Consider the following 20,745-nt stretch of genomic DNA (forward strand, 5'->3'; position numbering starts at 1 on the left):
GACGTGAGCTTATCTGCAATGTATCAGAGCGGGAAAGGGGCGTCAACCGCGGGCCGGCCGAGGATCTCCGTGGCCCCTGCCCGCTATCGTAGTGGAGGCGACCAGGAAGAAGCAAGGGTAGATCGCCGTCCCGGGAGCCTCCCCGTGATCCCGAACAGTGCCTCGTAGACGGCCACGATGGCCGTGGGTCCCAGAGGCGCGGTGACCAGCAGCCCCAGGCCGAAGGGAAGGGCGCCGAGGACATTGATCAGGAAGAGGACCGCCAGCACGCCCAACACCGTGAGCCGCCGCCCCCGCAGCGCCCGGGCGCTGGTGGTGAGGGCCCGCCACGGGGAGAGGTTCTGGTCCAGGACCAGGGGGATCGTGATCATGTAGCCGAACCCCAGGTAAAGCATGAGCCACACGCCGGCCACGAAGAAGACCAGGACCCCGACGTCGCCCCCCGTCAGGCTCAAGAGCCATGCGAACAGCAGCAAGAGCAGGCCGGACAGCTGAGGGATCAGGGCTTGCAGCCACATGGCGAAGACGACAGTCAGGGCCCGGTGGCGCACCCCGAAGAAGTCGCCGAAGGTGGGCGTCAGGCCCGAGGCTCGTTCGAGTGCCGCCAGCAGGTGGCCGCTGGCCAGGAGGGAGCCGACGATAGCGGCCACCAGCGAGAGGAAGAGGACCAGGAGGGAGGACTTCACCGCCTCGGCCATGCCGACCAGGATCAGCTCGAGCAGGACCAAGGTCACCAGGAACCCCACGTGCTTCAGAAGATCCGGCCGCAGGAGTTCCCACGCCCGGCCGAGCAAGGCGCCCACGCCGAAGGCGAAGGGGTCACGCCCAAGATGCCCTGTCCCCAGGGGTCCACCCCCTAAACGAGAGCTTGACGGTCCCAATCCGGGCTCACCTTCTTTCTGGGGTTCCGGACCACGCGACCCGAAGAACGACTCGTAAAGCGCCACCCGGCCGGCGGCCATGAGGGGCGGGGCCATGAGCAGCCCGATGCCAAAGAACACGTAACCGATGAGGCTCAGGCCGAAGAGCGTCGCGACGAACCGCACGGCCGACGGCCACTGAGGGTGCACGAGGCGGGCGCTGGTCCGACACGCTTCCGCGAGACTTCGCTGTCCGTCGAGGACCAGGGGGAGCACCAGGAACCACCGGGTGTAGACGTAGGCGGTGATCGCGAGGCTCAGCAGAAGCAAGCCCGTCAGCCACACGGTGAGGCGGCCGACGAGCGCGACTCCGAGGAGGACCAGTCCGACAGCGCCCAGCTCGGGGAGCACCGCCGTGAGGAAGGCCGCAGACAGACCGGGCAAGAGGCCTGGGAAGGGGGGCAGGAAGTGCCGCGTCCCCGGCCTCCGGCCGGCAGCCCGTTCCAGAGAGGCGCGCATGGGCCCCAACGTTCCCAGCGACATCAGCAGAGGTGGGAGGATGAGCGCCGCCGCGAAGAGACCCGGTGGGAGCCACCCCATCAGGAGCACCGTGAGGGTGTTGCCGGGGAGTATGAGAAAGGTCAGGAATGCCACGTGCCTCGAGAGATCCGGGCGAACGAGACGCCATGCCCGGCGCACCGTGGGACGGGTGGGGATCGTTGCGTAGGGTTGGTGGACCGAACCTCCGAGGAACGGGCTCTCCACGTCCAAGGCTTCCCACCTGCGCCTTCGGAATGGGCAACGGCTTCGCGTTGCCATACTCTTCCATCGGCGCGCCGCAGTGGGGTGCTTGAGGGGAGAGGTCTTCCGGCCTCCGGCTGGGGCTCGGGCGGCTGTGGTCCCACGCCCCCTACGCCAGCCAGCGCTTCCTCCTCCGGTAGTGCTTCACTCGCTGGTAGTCCATGCGGCTGCCGCCGCCCAGGTAGAACTCCCGCACGTCGGGGTTCTCCCGGAGGGTGCGGGCGGGGCCGGCCATGACGATGCGGCCGTTCTCCATCAGGTAGCCGTGAGAGGCGATGGCCAGGGCGGCCCGGGCGTTCTGCTCCACCAGCAGTATGGTAACGCCCTCCTCCTGGTTGATGCGCCGGACGATGTCGAAAATCTCCTGCACCAGCCTGGGGGCCAGCCCCAGGCTAGGTTCGTCGAGCAGGAGCAGGCGGGGCTCGGCCATGAGCGCCCGGCCGATGGCCAGCATCTGCTGCTCGCCGCCCGAGAGGTACCCTGCCCTGGTGGACCGCCGCTCGGCCAGGCGGGGGAAGTAGCCGTAGATGCGGTCGATGAGCGAGCGCACGTGCGCCCCGTCCCGGTGCATGGTGGAGGCGGCCAGGAGGTTCTCCTCCGGCGTCAGGTGCTCGAAGACCCGCCGGCCCTCCAGCACCTGGGCGATGCCCAGGGCCACCCGGCGGGGCGAGGGAAGCCGGTCCAGGGGGCGGCCCGCAAAGCGGACCACCCCCCGGGTCACCTCGCCCCGCTCGGGTCCCAGGAGGCCGCTGATCGCCTTGAGGGTGGTGCTCTTCCCGGCCCCGTTCGCGCCCAGCAGGGTCACGATGCTCCCCTGGGGCACCTCCAGGGAGATGCCCTTCACCGCCAGGAAGACCTTGTCGTAGATGACCTCCAGGTTGTTGACGGAGAGCAGCGGCTCCATGGGACGCCGGCCCTACTCGCCCGTGGCCCGGAACTGGGCCGCAGACTCGCGCACCAGGTTCCAGACGATGTCGCGGTAGGCCCCGTACCAGTCGGTCCGAGGCACCCAGCGGCTGCCGTCCCACTGGGAGATGCGCCCCACGCCGCCGCCCTCGTGGTCCTCGGAGGTGATGGCAATGGGTGGCATCAGCCCCTCCGCGTCAAAGCCCTGCAGGCTCTCCAGGCCCGTCTTGATCTTCTCAGCGGTCAGCGGTTCGCCCCAGCGCTGCAGGGCGATCCGGATCCCCTCGACAACCGTGGCCATTGCGCCCACCCCGATGTTGTAGTAGGTGCTGCCGACGTTGGCCCGGTCCCCGTGCCCGCGCCCCGCTCCGTACACCTTCTCGAGGATGTCGCGGACCAGGACGGGCTCCGTTCCGGCAGCCGCTGCCTCGAAGCGGAGCACGCCCCTGGCCTGCTGGGCGCCCACCACCTGCATGTCCTTCTCGGCCAGCCAGACCACGGAGACGATGCGATCGGTCCGGATGCCGTTGCGGATGGCCTCCCGCACCGCCACGGGCTGCCCGCCCCCGGCGCCCCAGAGCACCACCCAGTCGGGCCGGAAGCGGCGTACCTGGGTCCACGTGGCCGACTGCTCGGTGCCGGGAGACGGGTAGGGGAAGTCCTGGAACTGGAAGCCCAGTCGCCCCGCCAGGGTTTCGAAGACGGGGATGGGCTCGCGGCCGAAGGGCGAGTCGATGTGGACCAGGGCCACCTTCTTGCCCTGGAGGCTCCCCCCCTCCTGGTCCAGCACGTACTTGGTGACCACCGTGGCCTGGGACCAGTAGGTCGCCATGATGGGGAAGATGGTCGGGAAGGTGGTCCCGTCGGTGGCGTCCGAGCGTCCGTGCAGCACTGTGATCAGGACGTTGCCGTCCTTGAGGATGCGCGGCACGTTGGCTCGGGAGACGGGAGTGCTCAGGAAGTCGAAAACGAGGGCGCCCTCCCGCTTGAAGCGCTCGTACGCCTCGATGCCCCGCTGGGGCTCGTTGCCCGTGTCGGTCACCAGGGCCTCGAAGGTGTAGCCGCCCACGCCGCCCGACAGGTTCACCAGCTCCAGGTAGTCCTGCTCGCCCTGGTTGTACTCCTCGGTGACGAAGGTGTACACCCGGGTGAAGTCTTGGATGAGGCCCAGGTGGACCACCTTCGCCTGGGCCAGGGCGTCCGTGGCCAGGAGCGCAGCTGCCGTGAACACTGTGGCCAAGACGGTCAGGGCCTGCACCGCCTGGAGCGCCCGGCGGCGAAACGTCGTCGTTGCGTCGTCGAATCCGTGCATCGGTCGATCCTCCCCTTGGTGGAGTCCTCGACGTGCCACGAAAGGGCCCGTCCGATCCGGGTCCGGCCCCGGCGCCGCAAGTGAGCCCGGCCCGCACCGGGCCGGATGCCCCGGGCCTACGACCCGCTCCGGCCGGTGTAGCCGAAGGGCCAGACCAGGAAGTAGTTGCGCACGTTGTCGTAGAGCTTGGCGAGGCCCAGGGGCTCCAGGAGCAGGAAGCCGACGATGAGCCCGCCGTAGACGACCAGGGGCAAGTGCGACAGGGTGCCCGCGTACAGGGTGAGCCCCAGGCTCGCCGCCAGGGCCCGAATGCCCCGGTCGATGAAGATGGGGGCCAGCAGCACGAAGCCGGCGCCGAAGTAGCTCCCGATCACGCTCCCCAGCCCGCCGATGATCACCATGGCCACCGCCTGGATGGAGACATCGAGGGCGAACTGCTCGGGCGTCACTGCGCCGTAGTAGACGAAGGCCAGCATCGCCCCCGTCATGCCCCCCAGGAAGGAGCTGATCCCGAAGGCCACGGCCTTGTACCGGTGGACGTCGATGCCGATGATCTCCGCCGCATAGTCCCGCTCCCGCAAGGCCATCAGCGCCCTGCCGATGGCGGTGCGCCGCAGGTTGAGGACGAAGAGGGTCGCCAAGAGCGTGTAGCCCAGCGCGGTCCAGTAGAGCCCCGCATCGCTTCGCACGGCCAGACCCAGCAGGCGCACCGGGGGCGCGGTCAGGGTGGACTGGGCGCCCCCGCTGATGGCGGGAACATGGACGATCACCCAGTCCACCAGGTACTGGAGGGCCAGGGTGCTCACGGCCAGGTAGAGGCCCTTCACCCGCAGCGCCGGCACGCCGAAGACCGCCCCCACCAGCGCGGCCGCCGCGCCTGCAAGCGGCACGGCCAGCAAGAAAGGCACGCCCGCGTGGGCGAGGTGGACCGAGGTGTACGCCCCCACCGCCATCACCGCCGCGTACCCCAGGTGGATCTGCCCGGCCCACCCCATCAGTACGTTCAACCCCAGGGCCGCCGCCGTCCAGAGGAGCCAGGGGGTCAGGTAGCCCACCAGGTAGAGCCCGGGCAGGTAGAGGGGGGCCGCGAGGGCCGCCGCACCCAGGAGGCCCGCAAGCAGCTTCTCCCACGGGATGACCACCAGGGCCCGGTCTGCCTCGTAGGTCGTGTGTCGGATGCCGCACTGCCGGTAGAGCATGTCGGAGACCTCCCGCACCAACCCAGTGACCTTCCGCGAAGCAGGCAAGCCTGCGCCGGATCCGACGGCCGCCTGCTAGACCCGCTCGATGACCTCCCGCCCCCGGAACCCGTAGGGGCGCACCAAGATGGTGAGGAAGATGACGAAAGCCGCCACCACCTCACGGGTGCCGCCGCCTACCAGCGGGTCCAGGTACCCCGGAATGACGCCTTCGAGGATGCCCAGCACCAGCCCGCCCACCACGGCGCCCTCCAGGCTGTCCAGCCCTCCCAGGATGGCCACGGCCAGCGCCTTGATCAGCACGTGGGAGAGGGTCCAGTCCACCCCCTGAACCCGCCCCCAGAGCAGGCCCGCCACCACCGCCAGCACCCCGGCCAGGGCCCAGCTCAGCCCCGTCATCCGCTCCACCGAGATCCCCACCGCCCACGAGGCCAGGTGATCGTCGGAGACGGCCTTCATGGCGACCCCCGTTCGGGACCGGAAGAAGAGGACCAGGGCCCCGAAGAGGACCAGGGTGAGCGCCCCGCCGAAGAGGTAGACCCGGTTCAGGAAGAGGTCGGCCACGATCAAGGGCCCATCGGAGATGGGCACCGGCAAGGACTTCAGGTCCGCCCCCCACACGGCGGGCGCGAGGCCCCGCAGCATGGCCTCGAGACCCAGGGTGAGCATGAGGACCATGATCAACGGCTGCCCGATCATGGGCCGCAGGGCCACCCGCTCCACCACCAGGCCCAGGCCGGCCATGAGGAGCAGGGCCAGGGGCACGGCTGCCAGCAGGGGCAGGCCGGCCAGGGCCAGGAGCGCCCAGACCACGTAGCCGCCCAGCATCACCAGCCCGCCCTGGGCGAAGTTGACCACCCCCGAGGACTTGTAGACCAGCACGATCCCGAGCGCCACCAGGGCGTACATGAGCCCCACCAGCGCCCCGTTGGCCGCGAGCTCAAGCAGGAAGAGCACGGCGGGCCTCCACCTCCTCCACCCTCAGGGTGCGGCGCAGCTCGCCCTCGCGCCCGTCCTCGTAGACGATGCGGGCGGTCACGTCCACCGTGTCGCCCTGGCCGTAGAGCGCCTCGATGACGGGCGCGTACCGCTCGGCGACGAGTCCCCGGCGGAGCTTCCGGGTGCGGGTCAGCTCGCCGTCGTCGGGGTCGAACTCCTTGTGAAGGTTGACAAACCGGCGGATCCGCAGCTCCTCGGGCAGGAGCCCGTTGACGCGGGCCACCGCCTGGCCGATCAGGCGATAGACCTCGGGCTTCTGGGAGAGGTCCGCGTACGAGGTGTAGGCGATCCCCCGCACCTCCGCCCAGTGGCCCACCGCCTGCAGGTCGATGCAGATCATGGCGGCCAGGTAGGGGCGCCTGTCGCCCACCACGGCCGCCTCCCTCACGTAGGGGCTGAACTTGAGGCGGTTCTCGATGTACTGGGGCACGAACCGGGTGCCGCCCTGGGTGCGCACCACGTCCTCCACCCGCCCCAGGATCACCAGGTGGCCGCGCTCGTCCAGGTAGCCCGCATCGCCCGTGTGGAACCAGCCGTCCACCACCGCCCGGGCGGTGGCCTCGGGGTTCCGCCAGTAGCCCCTGAAGACGCTGGGCCCCCGGACCAGGATCTCGCCCGAGTCGTCCACACGCAGCTCCGCCCCCGGCAGCGGCCGGCCCACCGTCTCCAGCCGCACCTCGTCGTCGCCCTGGGCCGCGGTGAGGGCGCCGTTCTCCGTCTGGCCGTAGAACTGCTTCAGGTTGACGCCCAACGCCCGGAAGTAAAGGAAGGTGTCCTCGCCGATGGCCTCGCCGGCCGTGAAGGCCCGCTGCACCCGGGCCAGTCCCAGCTGGTCCTTCAGGGGCCCGTAGATCGCGAGCTCGCCCACCCCCCGCCAGAGGCGCTGGAGCCAGGAGGGACGGCGACCCTGGAGGCGGGCTTTCTCCAGACCCGTGGCGAAGCCCATGAAGTGGCGGTAGAGGAGGCGCTTCAGGCGGGTGGACTCCTCCATGCGCACCTGGACGGCGGTGAGCAGGTTGTCCCAGCTCCGGGGCGGGGCGAAGTAGAAGGTGGGCCCCACGGCCCTCAGGTCGCGAAGGAGCGTCTCCTGGCGCTCGGGGAGGTTGACGGTGAAGCGGAGCGCCAGCGCGGCCGCCACCGAGAAGGTGAAGTCGCCCACCCAGGCCATGGGGAGGTAGGCCACCGCCTCCTCATGCTCCTGGAAGTAGCCGGCCCGGTGCGCGTTGGCCACCGCCGCCAGCAGGTTGGCGTGGGTGAGGGGCACCCCCTTGGGAAGCCCCGTGGTGCCCGAGGAGTGGAGGAGCACCGCGACGTCGCCGGGCTGCACCTGGGCCAGGGCCCCTTCCAGGAAGCGGGGCTCCCGCTCCACCCGCAGCCGCCCCAGCTCCCGCACTCGGGTGCAGGCGACGAGGGCGGGCTCGTCGTATGCGCCCAGGCCGCGGGGGTCGTCGTAGACGATGCGCTCCAGCACCGGGATGCGCTCGCGCAGCTCCAGCAGCTTGTCGACCTGCTCCTGGTCCTCGGCCAGAGCGAAGCGGGCGTCGCCCTGGGTGGCGATGTGGATCACCTCGTCGGGCACGGCGTCGGGGTAGACGGGGACGGGGATCGCCCGGATGAGGGTGGCGGCCAGCATGCCGAAGTAGAGCTGGGGGCGGTTGTCGCCGATGATCAGCAGCCCCTCGCCCGGACGCAGGCCCAGCTCCAGGAAGCCGGCGGCTGCCAGGGTAACCTCCTCGAGCGCGGCCTGCCACGGGTACTCGATCCAGATGCCCAGGTCCTTCTCACGGTAGGCCACGCGGTCCGGGTGCTCCCGGGCATTGCGGTCCAGGACCGCGGGGAGGGTGGAGGCGCCGAAGGGCGCACCGGCCAGCGGCGCGGCGGCGGGGGCGACCGTCGATGCGGCGGCCGGTGCGGCCGCGTGCGGCTCAGCTCGCATGGTCGGCCTCCCCCAGGTAGGCGGCGATGACGGCGGGGGCGCCCCCCACCCGCGGGGGCGGCCCGTCGGCGATCTTGACGCCGTGGTCCAGCACCGCCACCCGGTCGCAGACGCCCATCACCACGTCCATGTGGTGCTCGATGAGGAGGATGGCCGCCCCCCGCTCCTCCCGGGTGTCGAGGATGAAGCGGGCCATGTACTCCTTCTCCTCCTGGTTCATGCCGGCCATGGGCTCGTCCAGGATCAGGAGCCGCGGCTCGGCCGCGAGGGCCCGGGCCAGCTCGACCCGCTTCTGGAGCCCCAGGGGCAGGAGCTCCACCGGCTCGTCGCGCACCGCCTCGAGCTGGAGGAAGTCGATGACCTCCTCCACCACCCGGCGCTGGCGGGTCTCCTCAGTCCGCCCCCACCACCAGTAGAGGGCGGCGCTGAGCACCCCGGCCCGGGTGTGGACGTGGCGGCCCAGCAGGATGTTCTCCAGCGCGCTCAGGCCCCGGAAGAGCGCGAGGTTCTGGAAGGTCCGGGCCACGCCCAGGCGAGCCACCCGGTGAGGCCGCCAGCCGGTAACGTCCTGCCCGGAGAGCAGGACCCGGCCTTCCTGGGGAGGGTAGAAGCCCGTCACCACGTTGGTGAGCGTGGTCTTGCCGCTGCCGTTGGGACCGATGAGGCCTACGATCTCGCCTGCCTCCACGGAGAGGTCCACCGCCGAAAGGGCCTTCAATCCCCCGAAGCTGCGGTGGATCTGCTGGCACTGGAGCATGGGGCCGCTTCGCTCCCCCGGACGGATGATGGTAGTGCCATTCGCTAGTGCATACAGAATTCCTCCCAGGTTTGGACCCGTGCGACGGTTGGCGTCCTTCAGGTGGCTTTCGAGCCCGCGACGAGACCGACCTGCACCCCCAGGTAGAGCAGGGGGTGGATCCGCCCCTGAAGGGACCCATGGCCGCGTTCCACCCCAGGAAGGCCGCGAAGAAGCCCAGCGCCGGGCCCCATGGGTTGCCGGGCTCGTGATCGAGCACGGCCAGCGCCGCGGCCACCAGCTACACGCCCCAGCGGGCCACCTCCAGCCCGATGAGGGAGACCCGGGCGTCGCGCCCCGCCGATGTCGCCGTCACCGCCGCCTCACTCCCACCGGAAGCGCCAGACGGCCACGGCCATGGCCGCCACCATCCAGAGGGTGAGGTAGCCCAGCCCGCCCAGGTGATCGAAGAGGGTGCCTGTGCCCGAGGCGATGGCGCGCAGCGCGTCCACCAGCGGCGAGAGGGGCAGCCGGCCCAGGAAGGGCTGGAGCACCTCGGGCATCATCTCCCGCGGCCAGAAGACGCCCGAGAGGAACATCATGGGGAAGGCCACCAGGTTGCCCAGGTTGCTGGCCGCCTCGGCCGTGCGGGAGACGGTGGAGATGGCCATGCCCAGGGCCAGGAAGGCGACCGAGCCCCACGCGGCCACGACGGCGTACTGGAGCAGGTCCCCCTGGGTGCGGGCGTGGAAGACGTAGGTCCCCACCAGGAAGATGATCGCCGCCTGAAACAGGTTCACGACCGTGAAGCGGCCGATCAGCCCCGCCAGGAAACCGCCGGGCCGGAAGGGCGTGGTGAGCACCCGCTTCAGGACCTTCTGCTCCCGGTAGTTGGCCACCACCCAGGTGACCCCCATGAGCCCCGTCTGCATCAGCGTCATGGCGATGATGCCGGGCAGGAGGTAGTCGAACATGCTGAAGCCCTGGCCCCCGCGGGCCTCGGCCGTCACCGTGACCCGGGCGGGCCGGCCGGTGATGCTCTGGTCGAAGCGGTTGGCCACCTCGCGGATCACCGCCACCCCCGCCTGGGCCGACTGGCTGGCCGCGTCGTGGTAGACGGTGACCGGCAGGGGCTCGGAGCCCACCGGCCAGGCCGCCGGCGCCTCCGGCAGAACCACCACCAGGCTCGCCCGGCCCTGCTCCAGGTCCTTCATGGCGACCTCGAGGGTCTCCTCACGCACGGTGAAGAGGTCCATGTGCTTCAGCGCCGTTATAAAGGCCTCTCCAAACGAAGGTCCGAAGGAAGGCGAGCCTGCAGTGCTCCGGGGCACCACGGCCACCACGTCGAAGTGGAGCGCCGAGTCGCCGAAGACGCTGCCGATGAGCCCCATCAGGAGGACGGGGAAGAGGATCCCCCAGAACATCGCGCTCCGGTCGCGCACGTAGGTGAGAAAGCTCATGCGAACGACGGCCCAGATCCCCTTCACTCTCGGAGCCCCCTTCCGGTGAGGCGCAGGAAGACGTCTTCCAGGGTGGCGTGCTCGACCCGCAGGTTGCGGAAGGCGACGCGACCCGCCTGCTGCAGCTCGATCAGCGCCTGCAGGGTGGCGGGCGCCTCGGTGGTCCGGAGGGCGACGGCCTCGTCGTCGTTCTCCGGGTGGAAGAGGCCGTCCACGCCCGGAAGCTGCCTGAGGAAGGCCAGGTCGTCGTCCTCTGCGGCCGCCGCCGGCCCGCTCTCGGGAAGGCCCGCCCGCTGTACCACGCCGTTTCGCACCGCGAGGCCCTCCAGCACCACCACCGCCCCGGGCGCGTGCCGGGCCACCAGGCGGTCCGGGCGGTCCAGGGCCAGGATGCGCCCGTGGTCCATGATGGCCACCCGGTCGCAGAGCTCCTCGGCCTCTTCCATGTAGTGGGTGGTGAGGATGAGCGTGCGCTCCTCGGCGCGGATCTGGCGGATCACGTCCCACAGGTTCCGGCGGGCCTGGGGGTCCAGGCCCGTGGTGGGCTCGTCGAGGAAGACCAGGCGAGGATCGTTGATCAGGGCCAGGGCCACCGAGAGGCGCTGCTTCTGGCCCCCCGAGAGGTCGCGCACCAGGGCGCGGCGGCGCTCGCCGAGCCCCATCCGCTCCAGGAGCGGCCGCACCGGCAGCGCCCGCCGGTGGAAGGCGGCGAAGGTGCTCAGGGTCTCCTCCACGGTGAGGAGCTCGAAGAAGCCTGCCTCCTGCAGCTGCACCCCGATGGAGGCCCGCACCGCCTGCGGGTTCCGGACCACCGAGTGGCCCGCGACCTCCGCCTCGCCGCCGTCGGGCCGCCGCAGGCCCTCCAGGATCTCCAGGGTCGTGGTCTTGCCGGCCCCGTTGGGGCCCAGGAGGCCGAAGACCTCGCCCTCGGCCACCTCGAAGTCGATGCCGGCCACGGCCACCGTCTCGCCGTAGCGTTTCACCAGGCCCTGCACGCGTACCACGTAGCTGCGCTCCATCTGGTCCCCTCCCGCGCGCGGATCTCCCAGACCCCTTTCCACGCCTCCAAGGATACCAGTTCCGGGCGCGGAAGGGGAGTCACGGCGGGCACGGGGCGGGATGAGCCGGGTCATACGGGGCGGAGCAGGGAGGGCGGGGAGCGCGAGCGGAGCACGCAGGGCCGGGCGCCAGGGGATGGGCGCTTCAGCCTCCGGCCGGGGAGCGGGCGGCCTCCTCCACCACCCGCTGGAGGCGACGCTCCACCAGGTCCATGGCCCGGTTCCCGGCCTGGTAATGGCGGAGCTTTCCCTCGCCGTCGAAGACGTAGTAGGCGGGCGTGTACTGGTTCTCGAAGCGGTCGCTGATGGCCAGCTCCGAGTCCACGGCCACGGGCTGGGTGATGCCCAACCCTTCGGCGGTCTCACGCACCTGCCCCAGGTCCGTGTCGGTCTCACGCAGGGGCATGTGGACCGAGATCACCTGCAACCCCCGGGGGGCGTAGGTGTCGCGCCAACCGTTCACCTGGGGCATGGACTCCTTGCAGACCGGGCAGGAGACGGCCCAGAAGTGGACGAAGACGGGGCGGCCTCCCCCCACGGTCTCGGGCTTGCCGTTCAGCCAGGCCGTCGCCCCCTCCAGGGACGGGAGCGGGCTCTTCAAGTGCATGGGCATGGGTTTTCGCCTCCGATGCCGGGTTCGATGGGCTGCAGGCCGGACGGGGCGTCTCAGCGGGCGGCCAGGGTGCGCTGCCCGGGCCGCCAGTTGGCCCCGCAGAGCTCCCCCGTCTGGAGTGCCTGCAGCACCCGCAGGGTCTCGTCCACGCTGCGGCCCACGGCATTCTCGTGGACCACCTCGTAGCGCACCCTGCCGTCGGGGTCGATGAGAAAGAGGCCCCGCATGGCCGTTCCCGTCTCCTCCACCAGGACGCCGTACCTGCGGGAGACCGCGCGGGTGGGGTCGCTGGCCAGGGGGTAGTGGATGGGGCCCAACCCTTCCGGGTCTCCGTCGGGCGGGCTCTTGATCCAGGCCCGGTGGACCCACACCGAGTCGACGCTGCAGCCCAGGATGTCGGCCCCCAGCTCTTTGAAGTCGTCGAAGCGCTCGCTCAGGGCCCGGATCTCCGTGGGGCAGACGAAGGTGAAGTCCGCGGGGTAGAAAAAGAAGACGAGCCACTGCCCGCGGTAGTCCTGCAGGCGCACGGGCTCGTCCAGCCGCTCGAGGTTCTTGGTGCTGGGCATCTCGAAATCGGGTGCGGGCTTGCCCACCAGGGTCACGGTCATCATGCCTCCAGATGCGGGGTCTGCCGGCCGCCCGGTGCCACGCCCCTGCCCGGCGTGCGCGGGTGAGCGACCCCGGAGCGGCCATGGGTCAATCTTCCCCGGCGGCGGGCACAGTATGAGGAGAGGAGGGGTCCCAGGGCAGGGGAGCGACCCTTCGGAGCGCCCGGGGGCCGCCGAGCAGGCCGCCGGCTCCATGCATCCATGCGTGAAGGAAGTCCATCCCAGGGCAACGAAGGTCGCGGTGGAGCGTGAGAACCACAGGGGAGGATGGGGATGGAGCAGCTCTTGCGGGACGAGGTGGCCCAGGAGATGGCGGGCCACGACTTCCTCACCATTGCGGACCTCTCTTCGGAAGCCTTTCAGCGGATCATCGACGTGGCGGCCGTGCTCAAGCAGGCCCGGCGGGCGCCGTGGACCCGAGCGCTGCTGGACGGGCGCAGCCTGGCCATGATCTTCACCAAGGCCTCCACCCGCACCCGGGTGAGCTTTGAGGTGGGCATGCACGAGCTGGGCGGTTTCACCCTCTTCCTGAACCCCCAGGACCTCCAGCTCGGGCGCGGCGAGACCGTGGCCGACACGGCCCGGGTCCTCTCCCGGATGGTGGACGGCATCCTCATCCGTACCTACGCCCAGGCCGAGGTGGAGGAGCTGGCCCGGCACGCGACGGTCCCCGTGATCAACGGGCTCACCGACAGCTACCACCCCACCCAGGTGGTGGCCGACTTCCTCACCCTGCGCGAGCACAAGGGCGACCTCCACCGGCTGGTGGTGACCTACGTGGGCGACGGGAACAACGTGGCCCACTCGCTCATGCTGGGGGCGGCCCGAGTGGGGATGGAGCTGCGGGTCTGCACCCCCGAGGAGCTCCCGCCGGACCCCCGGGTGGTGGCCATGGCCCGGCGCAAGGCCGAGGAGACAGGCGCCCGCATCGTGCTGGGTCGGGACCCCGAGGAGGCGGCCCAGGGTGCCGACGCCCTCTACACCGACGTGTGGGCCAGCATGGGGCAGGAGGCCGAGCACGACCGCCGGGTGTCCATCTTGAGGAGGTACCAGGTGAACGAGGAGCTCCTGGCCCGCGCCCGGCCGGGGGCGGTGGTACTCCACTGCCTGCCGGCCCACCGGGGCGAGGAGATCACCGACGCGGTCATGGACGGGCCCCAGTCGGTGGTCTTCGACGAGGCCGAGAACCGGCTGCACGCCCAGAAGGCGATCCTCGCCCTCTTCCTGGGGGTGGGGGAGGGTCGGGCGGAGGTGTGAGCCCGGCAGGTCTTTCGGTACGACGAAGGGAGGGGGACGGGCGGTGACGTCCGGAGGAAGGACGGACAGCAACGAGCTTGGGTCCGGCGGCCGTCAGGAGGTGAGGCGCGTGCGGCGGGTGGTGATCATGGGCGCCGCGGGGCGGGACTTCCACAACTTCAACGTCCGCTATCGGGAGGACCCCGGGGTGCGGGTGGTGGCCTTCACCGCCACCCAGATCCCGCACATCGAGGGGCGCGTCTATCCCAGAGAGCTCGCGGGGCCGCTCTACCCCCAGGGGGTCCCCATCGTGCCCGAGGCCGAGCTGGCCGGCCTGATCCGCCGGGAGTCCGTGGACGACGTGGTCTTCGCCTACAGCGACGTGCCGCACGTCTACGTGATGCACAAGGCCTCCGAGGTCCTCGCGGCCGGGGCCACCTTCCTTCTGCTGGGCCCTAGGGACACGTGGCTAAAGGCGAAGGTTCCCGTCGTCTCCGTGACCGCGGTGCGTACCGGCTCGGGTAAGAGCCAGACCACCCGGGCGCTGGCCCAGGCCCTCACCCGGTGGGGACGCCGGGTGGCGGTGGTGCGCCACCCCATGCCCTACGGGGATCTGGCCGCCCAGGCCGTCCAGCGCTTCGCCGCGTACGAGGACCTGGACCGCCACCGCTGCACCATCGAGGAGCGGGAGGAGTACGAGCCCCACATCGACCGGGGGAACGTGGTCTACGCAGGCGTGGACTACGGGCGGATCCTGGAGCAGGCCCAGGCCGAGGCGGACGTGGTCCTGTGGGACGGGGGCAACAACGACCTGCCCTTCTACCGGCCGGACCTGGCCGTGGTGGTGGCCGACCCGCACCGGCCCGGGCACGAGGCCTCGTACCACCCCGGCGAGGCCAACGCGCGGCTGGCCGACGTGATCGTGATCAACAAGGTGGACACCGCGGATCCCGAGCAGGTGGCCGAGGTGCGGCGGAACCTGGCCTTCCTCAACCCCGGGGCGCGGGTGATCGAGGCCGGCTCGCCGATCCGGCTGGAGAACGGGGCGGACCTGGCGGGCAAGCGGGTGCTGGTGGTGGAGGACGGCCCCACCCTCACCCACGGCGGCATGAGCTACGGGGCCGGCGTGCTGGCCGCCCGGAGGGCCGGCGCGGTCCTGGTGGACCCCCGGCCCCATGCGGTGGGCTCGCTGCAGGAGACCTTCTCCCGCTTCCCCCAGCTGGGCGAGCTGCTGCCCGCGATGGGCTATGGGGAGGAGCAGGTGGCCGAGCTCGGCGAGACGATCCGGCGGGCTCCGGTGGACGCGGTGGTGATCGGCACGCCCATCGACCTCCGGCGGGTGGTGCCCATCGACAAGCCGACCGTAAGGGCCTACTACGACCTGGACGCTTCGAGCGCGGCGGCCCTGGAGGACGTGCTGCGGGAAAGGCTCCCGGGGCTCGCACCGTCCTAGAAGAGAGGAGGGTTCTCGTATGGCCGAGCTGCGGTTTCCGGACGGCTTCCTCTGGGGCACGGCCACCGCCTCGTACCAGGTGGAGGGGGCGGTCCGGGAGGACGGGCGGGGCGAATCCATCTGGGATCGCTTCAGCCACACGCCGGGCAAGACCTTCGAAGGCCAGACGGGCGACGTGGCCTGCGACCACTACCACCGGTACCCGGAGGACGTGGAGCACATGGCCCGGATGGGGATGAACGCCTACCGCTTCTCAGTGGCGTGGCCCCGGATCTTCCCCGAAGGGAAGGGCCCGGTGAACCAGAAGGGCCTGGACTTCTACCGCCGGCTGGTGGACGCCCTGCAGGGGCGGCACATCCAGCCCTGCCTCACCCTGTACCACTGGGACCTGCCCCAGGCCCTGCAGGAGAAAGGCGGCTGGGACAACCGGGACACGGGCCGCTACTTCGCCGAGTACGCTCACACCCTCTACCAGGCCCTGGGCGACCGGGTACCCCTCTGGATCACCCTCAACGAGCCCTGGGTGGCCGCCATCCTGGGACATGCCTTCGGCCAGCACGCTCCGGGCTTCGGCGACTTCCCCCTGGCCATGCGGGTGGTGCACCACCTGCTCCTGGCCCACGGGTGGGCGGTGGAGGCCTTCCGGCACGACGGCCCCCGGCGGGCCCAGATCGGCATCACCCTCAACCTGTCGCCGGTGGAGCCGGCCACGGGGAAAGAGGCCGACGGGCAGGCCGCCGACCTGGCGGACCGCTTCACCAACCGTCTCTTCCTGGACCCGATCTTCCGGGGGGCCTATCCTGAGCTCCCGGACCTCATGCGGAGCGCGCTGCCCCAGGCCACGCCCGAGGAGATGGAGAGGATCTCGACCCCCGTGGACTTCCTGGGCGTCAACTACTACACGCGCCAGGTGGTGGAGGCGGACCCCCAGGGCCTCTACGGCGTGGGCATGGTGCCCGCCCGGGGCGACCTGACCGAGATGGGCTGGGAGGTCTACCCCCAGGGCCTCTACGACCTGTTGATCCGGGTTCACCGGGAGTACCACCCGCAGGCCGTCTACGTCACCGAGAACGGCGCCGCCTTCGCCGACGAGATCCAGGACGGCGAGGTGGACGACCCCCGGCGCATCGCGTACGTCCGGGAGCACCTGAGCCGGGCGCACGCGGCCATCGGGGCGGGTGTGCCCCTGAAGGGCTACTTCTACTGGAGCCTGATGGACAACTTCGAGTGGGCCTTCGGCTACAGCAAGCGGTTCGGCCTCCTCTACGTGGTGCCTGGGTCCCTGGAGCGGGTCTGGAAGCGTTCCGCCCGCTGGTACGCCCAGGTGGCTCAGGCCAACGCCGTTCCGCTGGGGTGACGGGCTGATCCTTCCCCCTCCCGCCGGATAGGGGAGGGAGGGGGAGGGATCGGGTCCTCGGCGCCCAGGATCCGTCCTGAGGACGGTTACCGAGAAGTCTGCTTGCCAGAGTCTCCCTCATCCGGTTCGCCAGGGGGCCCCTTCGCGTGGTAGTATGGGGACACATCCGGTCCCAACGGGACGTTCTGCGTCCTGGAAGGAACCCTGGTGGAGGTGGAGCAGGTGAAGCAGGAGGGCCGGACCGGCCCCTCCGACGGCGAGGCCTCGAGCCTTTTCCAGGCCGGCCGCCGGGTGTTGATGATCTCCGATCACGGGGACCCCATGGCTCCGCCCGGGGGCGAGCAGACGGGCGGGCAGAACGTCTACGTGCGCGAGCTGGCGCGCCACCTGGGCAAGAAGGGCGTGGTGGTGGACGTCTTCACCCACTGGGACGACCCGGATCGCCCGCAGGTGGAGTACCCCTTCGACGGGGTGCGGGTGATTCGGCTCGCAGCAGGCAAGAAGGGCTACGTTCCCAAGGACCGGCTGCTTCGGCACGTGCCAGCCTTCGTCTCGGAACTGGGCCAGATGGTGCGTCGTGACCGCCGGGTGGGCTCCTTCGACCGATACCACCTCATCCACAGCCACTACTGGATCTCAGGCAGGGTCGGAAGGCTGTTGAAGGCGCGCACCGGGCTGCCCCAGGTGCACACGTCCCACTCGCTGGGACTGGACAAGATCGAGCATCAGCCCCGGGCGGTGGACCCGTCGCGGCTGGAGGAAGAGCGGGCGGTGGTGACCCACGCGGATGCGGTGGTGGCTACCTCGCCGCCGGAGGTGGAGCGCCTGGTGGAGGGATACGGCGCCCCCCGGGAGCGGATCCGCGTCATCCCCTGCGGGGTGGACCCCGACGTCTTCCGTCCGCGCCCCGGCCAGCTCCCGCCCGGGCGGGAGCCGGAGGAGCTCACCCTCTTCTTCGCGGGCCGCTTCGTGCCCCAGAAGGGCGTGGACGTGCTGGGGTGCGCCTTCGCCCGCCTGGCGCGTGGCTGGCGGGGCAAGCCCCTTAGGCTGGTGCTGGCGGGGGGCGACGGCCCCCGCGTGCCCGTGGCCGACTGGAGCCCGCAGCGCAGGCTGCTCGAGCAGATCCTCCGGGCCGGCGGGGTGCGGGATCGGGTCACCTTCCTGGGCCCTGTGGACCAGGAACGGCTCTCCCTCTGGTTCCACGCCGCGGACGTGGTGGCGGTGCCCTCCCGGTACGAGTCCTTCGGCATGGTGGCCCTGGAGGCGCTGGCCAGCGGGGCGGCGGTGGTGGCCTCCAAGGTGGGCGGTCTCTCGCACACGGTGAAGCACGGGGTGAGCGGCCTGCACGTGCCCCCCGTGGACGACGAGGCCCTGGCCGCGGCCCTGGAGCGACTCCTCTCGGACGAGGCGTTGCGCCGGCGGCTTCGCCGGGGGGCGCTCCGCCAGGTGCGGCGGGAGTACGCCTGGCAGCGGATCGCCGCCGCCATGGACGCCCTCTACCAGGAGGTCGGTACCGCGTGGCCCACACCCCTCATGGCCCCCGCCTCGTCCTAGCCACGGACCTGGACGACACCCTGGTGGGCGAGCCCGACGGGCTCCAGGCGCTCTGGCACGCGCTGGACCGCCTGGAGCCCCACCGGCTCCTCTACCTCACGGGGCGGAGCCTGGAGTCCGCACAGGGCCTCATGCACGAGGTGGGCCTTCGCACGCCCGACGTCCTGGTGACCGACGTGGGAACCCAGGTGTGGCGGCCGTCCGCGGGCGGTGCCTTCGTGGAGGACGAGGCCTGGGCGGCGCGCCTGGATGCGGAGTGGGACGGCCCCCGAGTGGACGCTGCCGTCCGTCGGGTGGAAGGCCTCGAGCCCCAGCCTGTGCGGCCTTCCCGCTTCCGGGCGAGCTTCTGGCTCACCCGCCCGGAGGCTCAGGTTGTCCCCCGCTTGCGCCGGGCGCTGGAGCGGGCGGGGCTTTCGGTGCAGATCATCGTCTCCGCCGGGGTGAACGTGGACCTCCTGCCGCCTCCGGCGGGCAAGGGCGCCGCCCTGCGGTACCTGGTGGAGCAGGGGGGCTGGCCCGAAGAGGCCGTCCTGGCCTGCGGCGACTCAGGGAACGACCGCTCCATGCTGGAGGCGGGCTTCCGGGCGGTGGTGGTGGGAGGCTACCGCCCCGAGCTGGAGTCGTTGCGGGGCAGGCCTCGCCTCCATTTCGCCCAAGCCCGGGCAGCCTGGGGGATCCTCGAAGGCCTCGAGCACCACGGATGGCCCACGACCTCACATCCCCCTTCAACCGTCACCAAATCCTCCTGAGATGTGTATCCCCTCGTATAGGAGGGGAAGGGCACGCGCCCCTCGGAGGAGGGAGGGCGGTTGGAGGAGCCGGTCTACGTCGGGGGGCGATACGGAAGAAGGTACCACCGGGCCCGCTGCCCGCTGCTCTCGCGGGACGAGCGGCGGGAGATGCCCCGCGCCCAGGCGGAGGATCAGGGCTTCGACCCGTGCGCGTACTGCTTCCGGTTTCCGGTCTCCTGCCTGGCGCTCCACTGCGAGGAGAACGACGGGGCCGGGTGCTGCCGGCTCCAGACGGCGCCCCGCCCGGGGCTGACGGTGCTGGGGTGCGGCAAGTTCCGGCTGAGGCGGCCCCGCGGCGGCGAGAGGCGCTTCGCGTGAGCCCGCCGCGGGGCCGCCCTTGCGCGCCCGCAACGGGCAGGATATGATGGCCAGCGAGATCCGGACGCGACGGGCAGGGGCGGGGGGATCGACCATGGTCTCGGCTCCCATCTCGGGCACGGGGGTTGCCGGTGGGCGGCTCGCCCCCGGCGACCGCTTCGAGCTGCGGGTGGTGGACCTGAACCACTCCGGCGACGGGGTAGGCCGGCATGAGGGCTTCGTCTTCTTCGTCCCGGGAGCACTCCCCGGCGAGCGGGTGGCGGTGGAGGTGGACGCGCTCCACAAGCGCTACGGCCGGGCGCGCCTGGTGGAGGTCCTGGAGGCCTCGCCGGACCGGGTGGCGCCCCCGTGCCCCGTCTATGCCGGCTGCGGGGGCTGCCAGCTGCAGCACCTGAGCTACCCGGCTGAGCTCGTGTGGAAGCGCCGGCGGGTGGAGGCCGCGCTGCAGCGGGTGGGCGGGCTCCAGGGCGTGGCGGTGGAGCCCGTCTGGGGCATGCCCTCGGGGGAGCCGTGGGGGTATCGCAACAAGGTCCAGTTCCCGGCGGGCGTCGCGGGCGGCAGGCTGGTGCTGGGTTTCTACCGCCGGGGCAGCCACGAGCTGGTCCCCACCGGCGACTGCCTCATCCAGAGCCCCGGGCTGGTGCAGGCCGCCGGCCTCTGCCGGCGCCTGGCCGACGAGGCGGGCCTCGAGCCCTACGACGAGTACACGGGCCAGGGCTTCCTGCGCCACGTGGTGGTACGCGAGAGCAGCATTCCTTCCCAGATCCTGGTGGCCTGGGTGACCCACACCGCCGCCCCGATCCCCGACACGGTGGTGGAAGGCCTGGTGGCGGGCCTCCCTGGGCTGGCGGGCGTGGTCCAGAACGTGCAGCCCGAGGCCAGCAACCGGATCCTGGGGAGCCAGGAGCACCTCCTCTGGGGCCGCCCGTACCTGGAGGAGCACCTGGGGCCCTTCCGGTTCCGCCTCTCGATCCGGTCCTTCTTCCAGGTGAACCGGGTTCAGGCGGAGCGGCTCTACCGCCTCGCGGTGGAGCTGGCCGCACCGGAACCCGCCGACGCCGCCTTGGACGGCTACTGCGGCGTGGGCGGCATCACCTTCTTCCTGGCCCAAGAGGCCCGCTTCGTCTGGGGCGTGGAGGAGAACCGCCAGGCCGTCAGCGACGCCCGGGAGAACGCCCGCCGGAACCGCATCGGAAACGCCCGCTTCGCCGCCGCCCGCCTGGAGGAGTGGCTGCCCCGGCGGGTGCGGGAGGGCTTCCGCCCGAACGTGGCCGTGGTGGACCCGCCCCGCAGCGGCGTGCGCCCCGAGGCGCTCGACGCCCTGGCGGCTTCGACCGTCCGCCGCCTCGCCTACGTCTCCTGCGACCCCGAGACCCTGGCCCGCGACCTGGCCCACCTGGTGCGGAAGGGCTACCGGGTGGAGCGGGTCCAGCCGGTGGACATGTTCCCCCGTACCGCACACGTGGAGGCGGTCGCGCAGGTGCGTCGGGGCAGATAGGCCCGCGCGCCGGAGAGAGAGCGCGCTGCGAGGCGGGGACCCCCGGTTGG

General features: G+C 71.2%; 18 protein-coding genes. 7 read left to right on the plus strand and 11 right to left on the minus strand.

Going from position 1 to position 20,745, the window contains the following annotated elements; genetic code table 11:
- Positions 1-83: 83 nt before the first annotated feature.
- From LIP_RS18455 to LIP_RS06360, 11 genes are all read right to left on the minus strand, one after another.
- Positions 84-1,625, minus strand: a complete 1,542-nt coding sequence (locus LIP_RS18455) for a glycerophosphoryl diester phosphodiesterase membrane domain-containing protein (protein WP_068135767.1) — start codon at positions 1,623-1,625, stop codon at positions 84-86.
- A 145-nt stretch (positions 1,626-1,770) separates the two neighbouring features.
- The gene (locus tag LIP_RS06315; protein WP_068135770.1) at positions 1,771-2,565 is read right to left on the minus strand and encodes an ABC transporter ATP-binding protein; all 795 of its coding nucleotides are present in this window, start codon (positions 2,563-2,565) and stop codon (positions 1,771-1,773) included.
- A 12-nt stretch (positions 2,566-2,577) separates the two neighbouring features.
- On the minus strand, positions 2,578-3,879 hold the full coding sequence (locus tag LIP_RS06320; protein ID WP_082725948.1) for an ABC transporter substrate-binding protein: 1,302 nt from the start codon (positions 3,877-3,879) through the stop codon (positions 2,578-2,580).
- A 116-nt stretch (positions 3,880-3,995) separates the two neighbouring features.
- Positions 3,996-5,078: a branched-chain amino acid ABC transporter permease gene (locus LIP_RS06325; protein WP_068141644.1), complete on the minus strand. Its 1,083-nt coding sequence runs from the start codon at positions 5,076-5,078 to the stop codon at positions 3,996-3,998.
- A 75-nt stretch (positions 5,079-5,153) separates the two neighbouring features.
- Positions 5,154-6,035 (minus strand): branched-chain amino acid ABC transporter permease, encoded by an 882-nt coding sequence (locus LIP_RS06330; protein ID WP_082725949.1) that lies wholly within the window; start codon positions 6,033-6,035, stop codon positions 5,154-5,156.
- Complete coding sequence (locus LIP_RS06335; protein WP_068135773.1) at positions 6,019-8,013, minus strand: AMP-dependent synthetase/ligase; 1,995 nt, start codon at positions 8,011-8,013, stop codon at positions 6,019-6,021. The genes LIP_RS06330 and LIP_RS06335 overlap by 17 nt, the downstream gene beginning before the upstream one ends.
- Positions 8,003-8,770, minus strand: coding sequence for an ABC transporter ATP-binding protein (locus LIP_RS06340; protein ID WP_068135775.1), 768 nt, complete (start codon positions 8,768-8,770; stop codon positions 8,003-8,005). Before LIP_RS06340 ends, LIP_RS06335 begins: the two co-directional genes overlap by 11 nt.
- Before the next feature lie 362 nt (positions 8,771-9,132).
- Positions 9,133-10,236, minus strand: a complete 1,104-nt coding sequence (locus tag LIP_RS06345) for an ABC transporter permease (RefSeq protein ID WP_068135778.1) — start codon at positions 10,234-10,236, stop codon at positions 9,133-9,135.
- The gene (locus tag LIP_RS06350; protein ID WP_068135781.1) at positions 10,233-11,228 is read right to left on the minus strand and encodes an ABC transporter ATP-binding protein; all 996 of its coding nucleotides are present in this window, start codon (positions 11,226-11,228) and stop codon (positions 10,233-10,235) included. The genes LIP_RS06345 and LIP_RS06350 overlap by 4 nt, the downstream gene beginning before the upstream one ends.
- 184 nt (positions 11,229-11,412) lie before the next feature.
- Positions 11,413-11,874 (minus strand): redoxin domain-containing protein, encoded by a 462-nt coding sequence (locus LIP_RS06355; RefSeq protein ID WP_068141648.1) that lies wholly within the window; start codon positions 11,872-11,874, stop codon positions 11,413-11,415.
- 59 nt (positions 11,875-11,933) lie between these two features.
- Complete coding sequence (locus LIP_RS06360) at positions 11,934-12,491, minus strand: peroxiredoxin (protein ID WP_068135785.1); 558 nt, start codon at positions 12,489-12,491, stop codon at positions 11,934-11,936.
- Between the two features lie 270 nt (positions 12,492-12,761).
- Between LIP_RS06360 and argF the strand changes: the two genes are divergently transcribed.
- From argF to rlmD, 7 genes are all read left to right on the plus strand, one after another.
- Entirely contained in the window at positions 12,762-13,745 is a 984-nt protein-coding gene (gene argF, locus LIP_RS06365; protein WP_144440368.1) for an ornithine carbamoyltransferase, read from the plus strand.
- 127 nt (positions 13,746-13,872) lie between these two features.
- Complete coding sequence (locus LIP_RS06370) at positions 13,873-15,177, plus strand: cyclic 2,3-diphosphoglycerate synthase (protein ID WP_068141652.1); 1,305 nt, start codon at positions 13,873-13,875, stop codon at positions 15,175-15,177.
- A gap of 19 nt (positions 15,178-15,196) precedes the next feature.
- Positions 15,197-16,534 (plus strand): GH1 family beta-glucosidase, encoded by a 1,338-nt coding sequence (locus tag LIP_RS06375; protein WP_068135787.1) that lies wholly within the window; start codon positions 15,197-15,199, stop codon positions 16,532-16,534.
- Between the two features lie 207 nt (positions 16,535-16,741).
- The gene (locus LIP_RS06380; RefSeq protein WP_068135790.1) at positions 16,742-18,088 is read left to right on the plus strand and encodes a glycosyltransferase; all 1,347 of its coding nucleotides are present in this window, start codon (positions 16,742-16,744) and stop codon (positions 18,086-18,088) included.
- Complete coding sequence (locus LIP_RS06385) at positions 18,052-18,837, plus strand: HAD-IIB family hydrolase (protein ID WP_068135792.1); 786 nt, start codon at positions 18,052-18,054, stop codon at positions 18,835-18,837. Before LIP_RS06380 ends, LIP_RS06385 begins: the two co-directional genes overlap by 37 nt.
- A 60-nt stretch (positions 18,838-18,897) precedes the next feature.
- Entirely contained in the window at positions 18,898-19,197 is a 300-nt protein-coding gene (locus LIP_RS06390) for a hypothetical protein (protein ID WP_068135797.1), read from the plus strand.
- 94 nt (positions 19,198-19,291) lie between these two features.
- Positions 19,292-20,695 (plus strand): 23S rRNA (uracil(1939)-C(5))-methyltransferase RlmD, encoded by a 1,404-nt coding sequence (gene rlmD / locus LIP_RS06395; RefSeq protein ID WP_158509571.1) that lies wholly within the window; start codon positions 19,292-19,294, stop codon positions 20,693-20,695.
- Positions 20,696-20,745 lie beyond the last annotated feature (50 nt).

This window comes from Limnochorda pilosa (assembly GCF_001544015.1).
Classification (GTDB): Bacteria; Bacillota; Limnochordia; order Limnochordales; family Limnochordaceae; genus Limnochorda; species Limnochorda pilosa.

Coding starts and splice junctions, on each gene's coding strand:
- LIP_RS06370 (WP_068141652.1), top strand. CDS start 13,873: ATGGGCGCCGCGGGGCGGGACTTCCACAACTTCAACGTCCGCTATCGG.
- LIP_RS06355 (WP_068141648.1), bottom strand. CDS start 11,874: ATGCACTTGAAGAGCCCGCTCCCGTCCCTGGAGGGGGCGACGGCCTGG.
- LIP_RS06375 (WP_068135787.1), top strand. CDS start 15,197: ATGGCCGAGCTGCGGTTTCCGGACGGCTTCCTCTGGGGCACGGCCACC.
- LIP_RS06335 (WP_068135773.1), bottom strand. CDS start 8,013: ATGCGAGCTGAGCCGCACGCGGCCGCACCGGCCGCCGCATCGACGGTC.
- argF (WP_144440368.1), top strand. CDS start 12,762: ATGGAGCAGCTCTTGCGGGACGAGGTGGCCCAGGAGATGGCGGGCCAC.
- LIP_RS06360 (WP_068135785.1), bottom strand. CDS start 12,491: ATGATGACCGTGACCCTGGTGGGCAAGCCCGCACCCGATTTCGAGATG.
- LIP_RS06315 (WP_068135770.1), bottom strand. CDS start 2,565: ATGGAGCCGCTGCTCTCCGTCAACAACCTGGAGGTCATCTACGACAAG.
- LIP_RS06350 (WP_068135781.1), bottom strand. CDS start 11,228: ATGGAGCGCAGCTACGTGGTACGCGTGCAGGGCCTGGTGAAACGCTAC.
- LIP_RS06320 (WP_082725948.1), bottom strand. CDS start 3,879: ATGCACGGATTCGACGACGCAACGACGACGTTTCGCCGCCGGGCGCTC.
- LIP_RS06325 (WP_068141644.1), bottom strand. CDS start 5,078: ATGCTCTACCGGCAGTGCGGCATCCGACACACGACCTACGAGGCAGAC.
- LIP_RS06340 (WP_068135775.1), bottom strand. CDS start 8,770: ATGCTCCAGTGCCAGCAGATCCACCGCAGCTTCGGGGGATTGAAGGCC.
- rlmD (WP_158509571.1), top strand. CDS start 19,292: ATGGTCTCGGCTCCCATCTCGGGCACGGGGGTTGCCGGTGGGCGGCTC.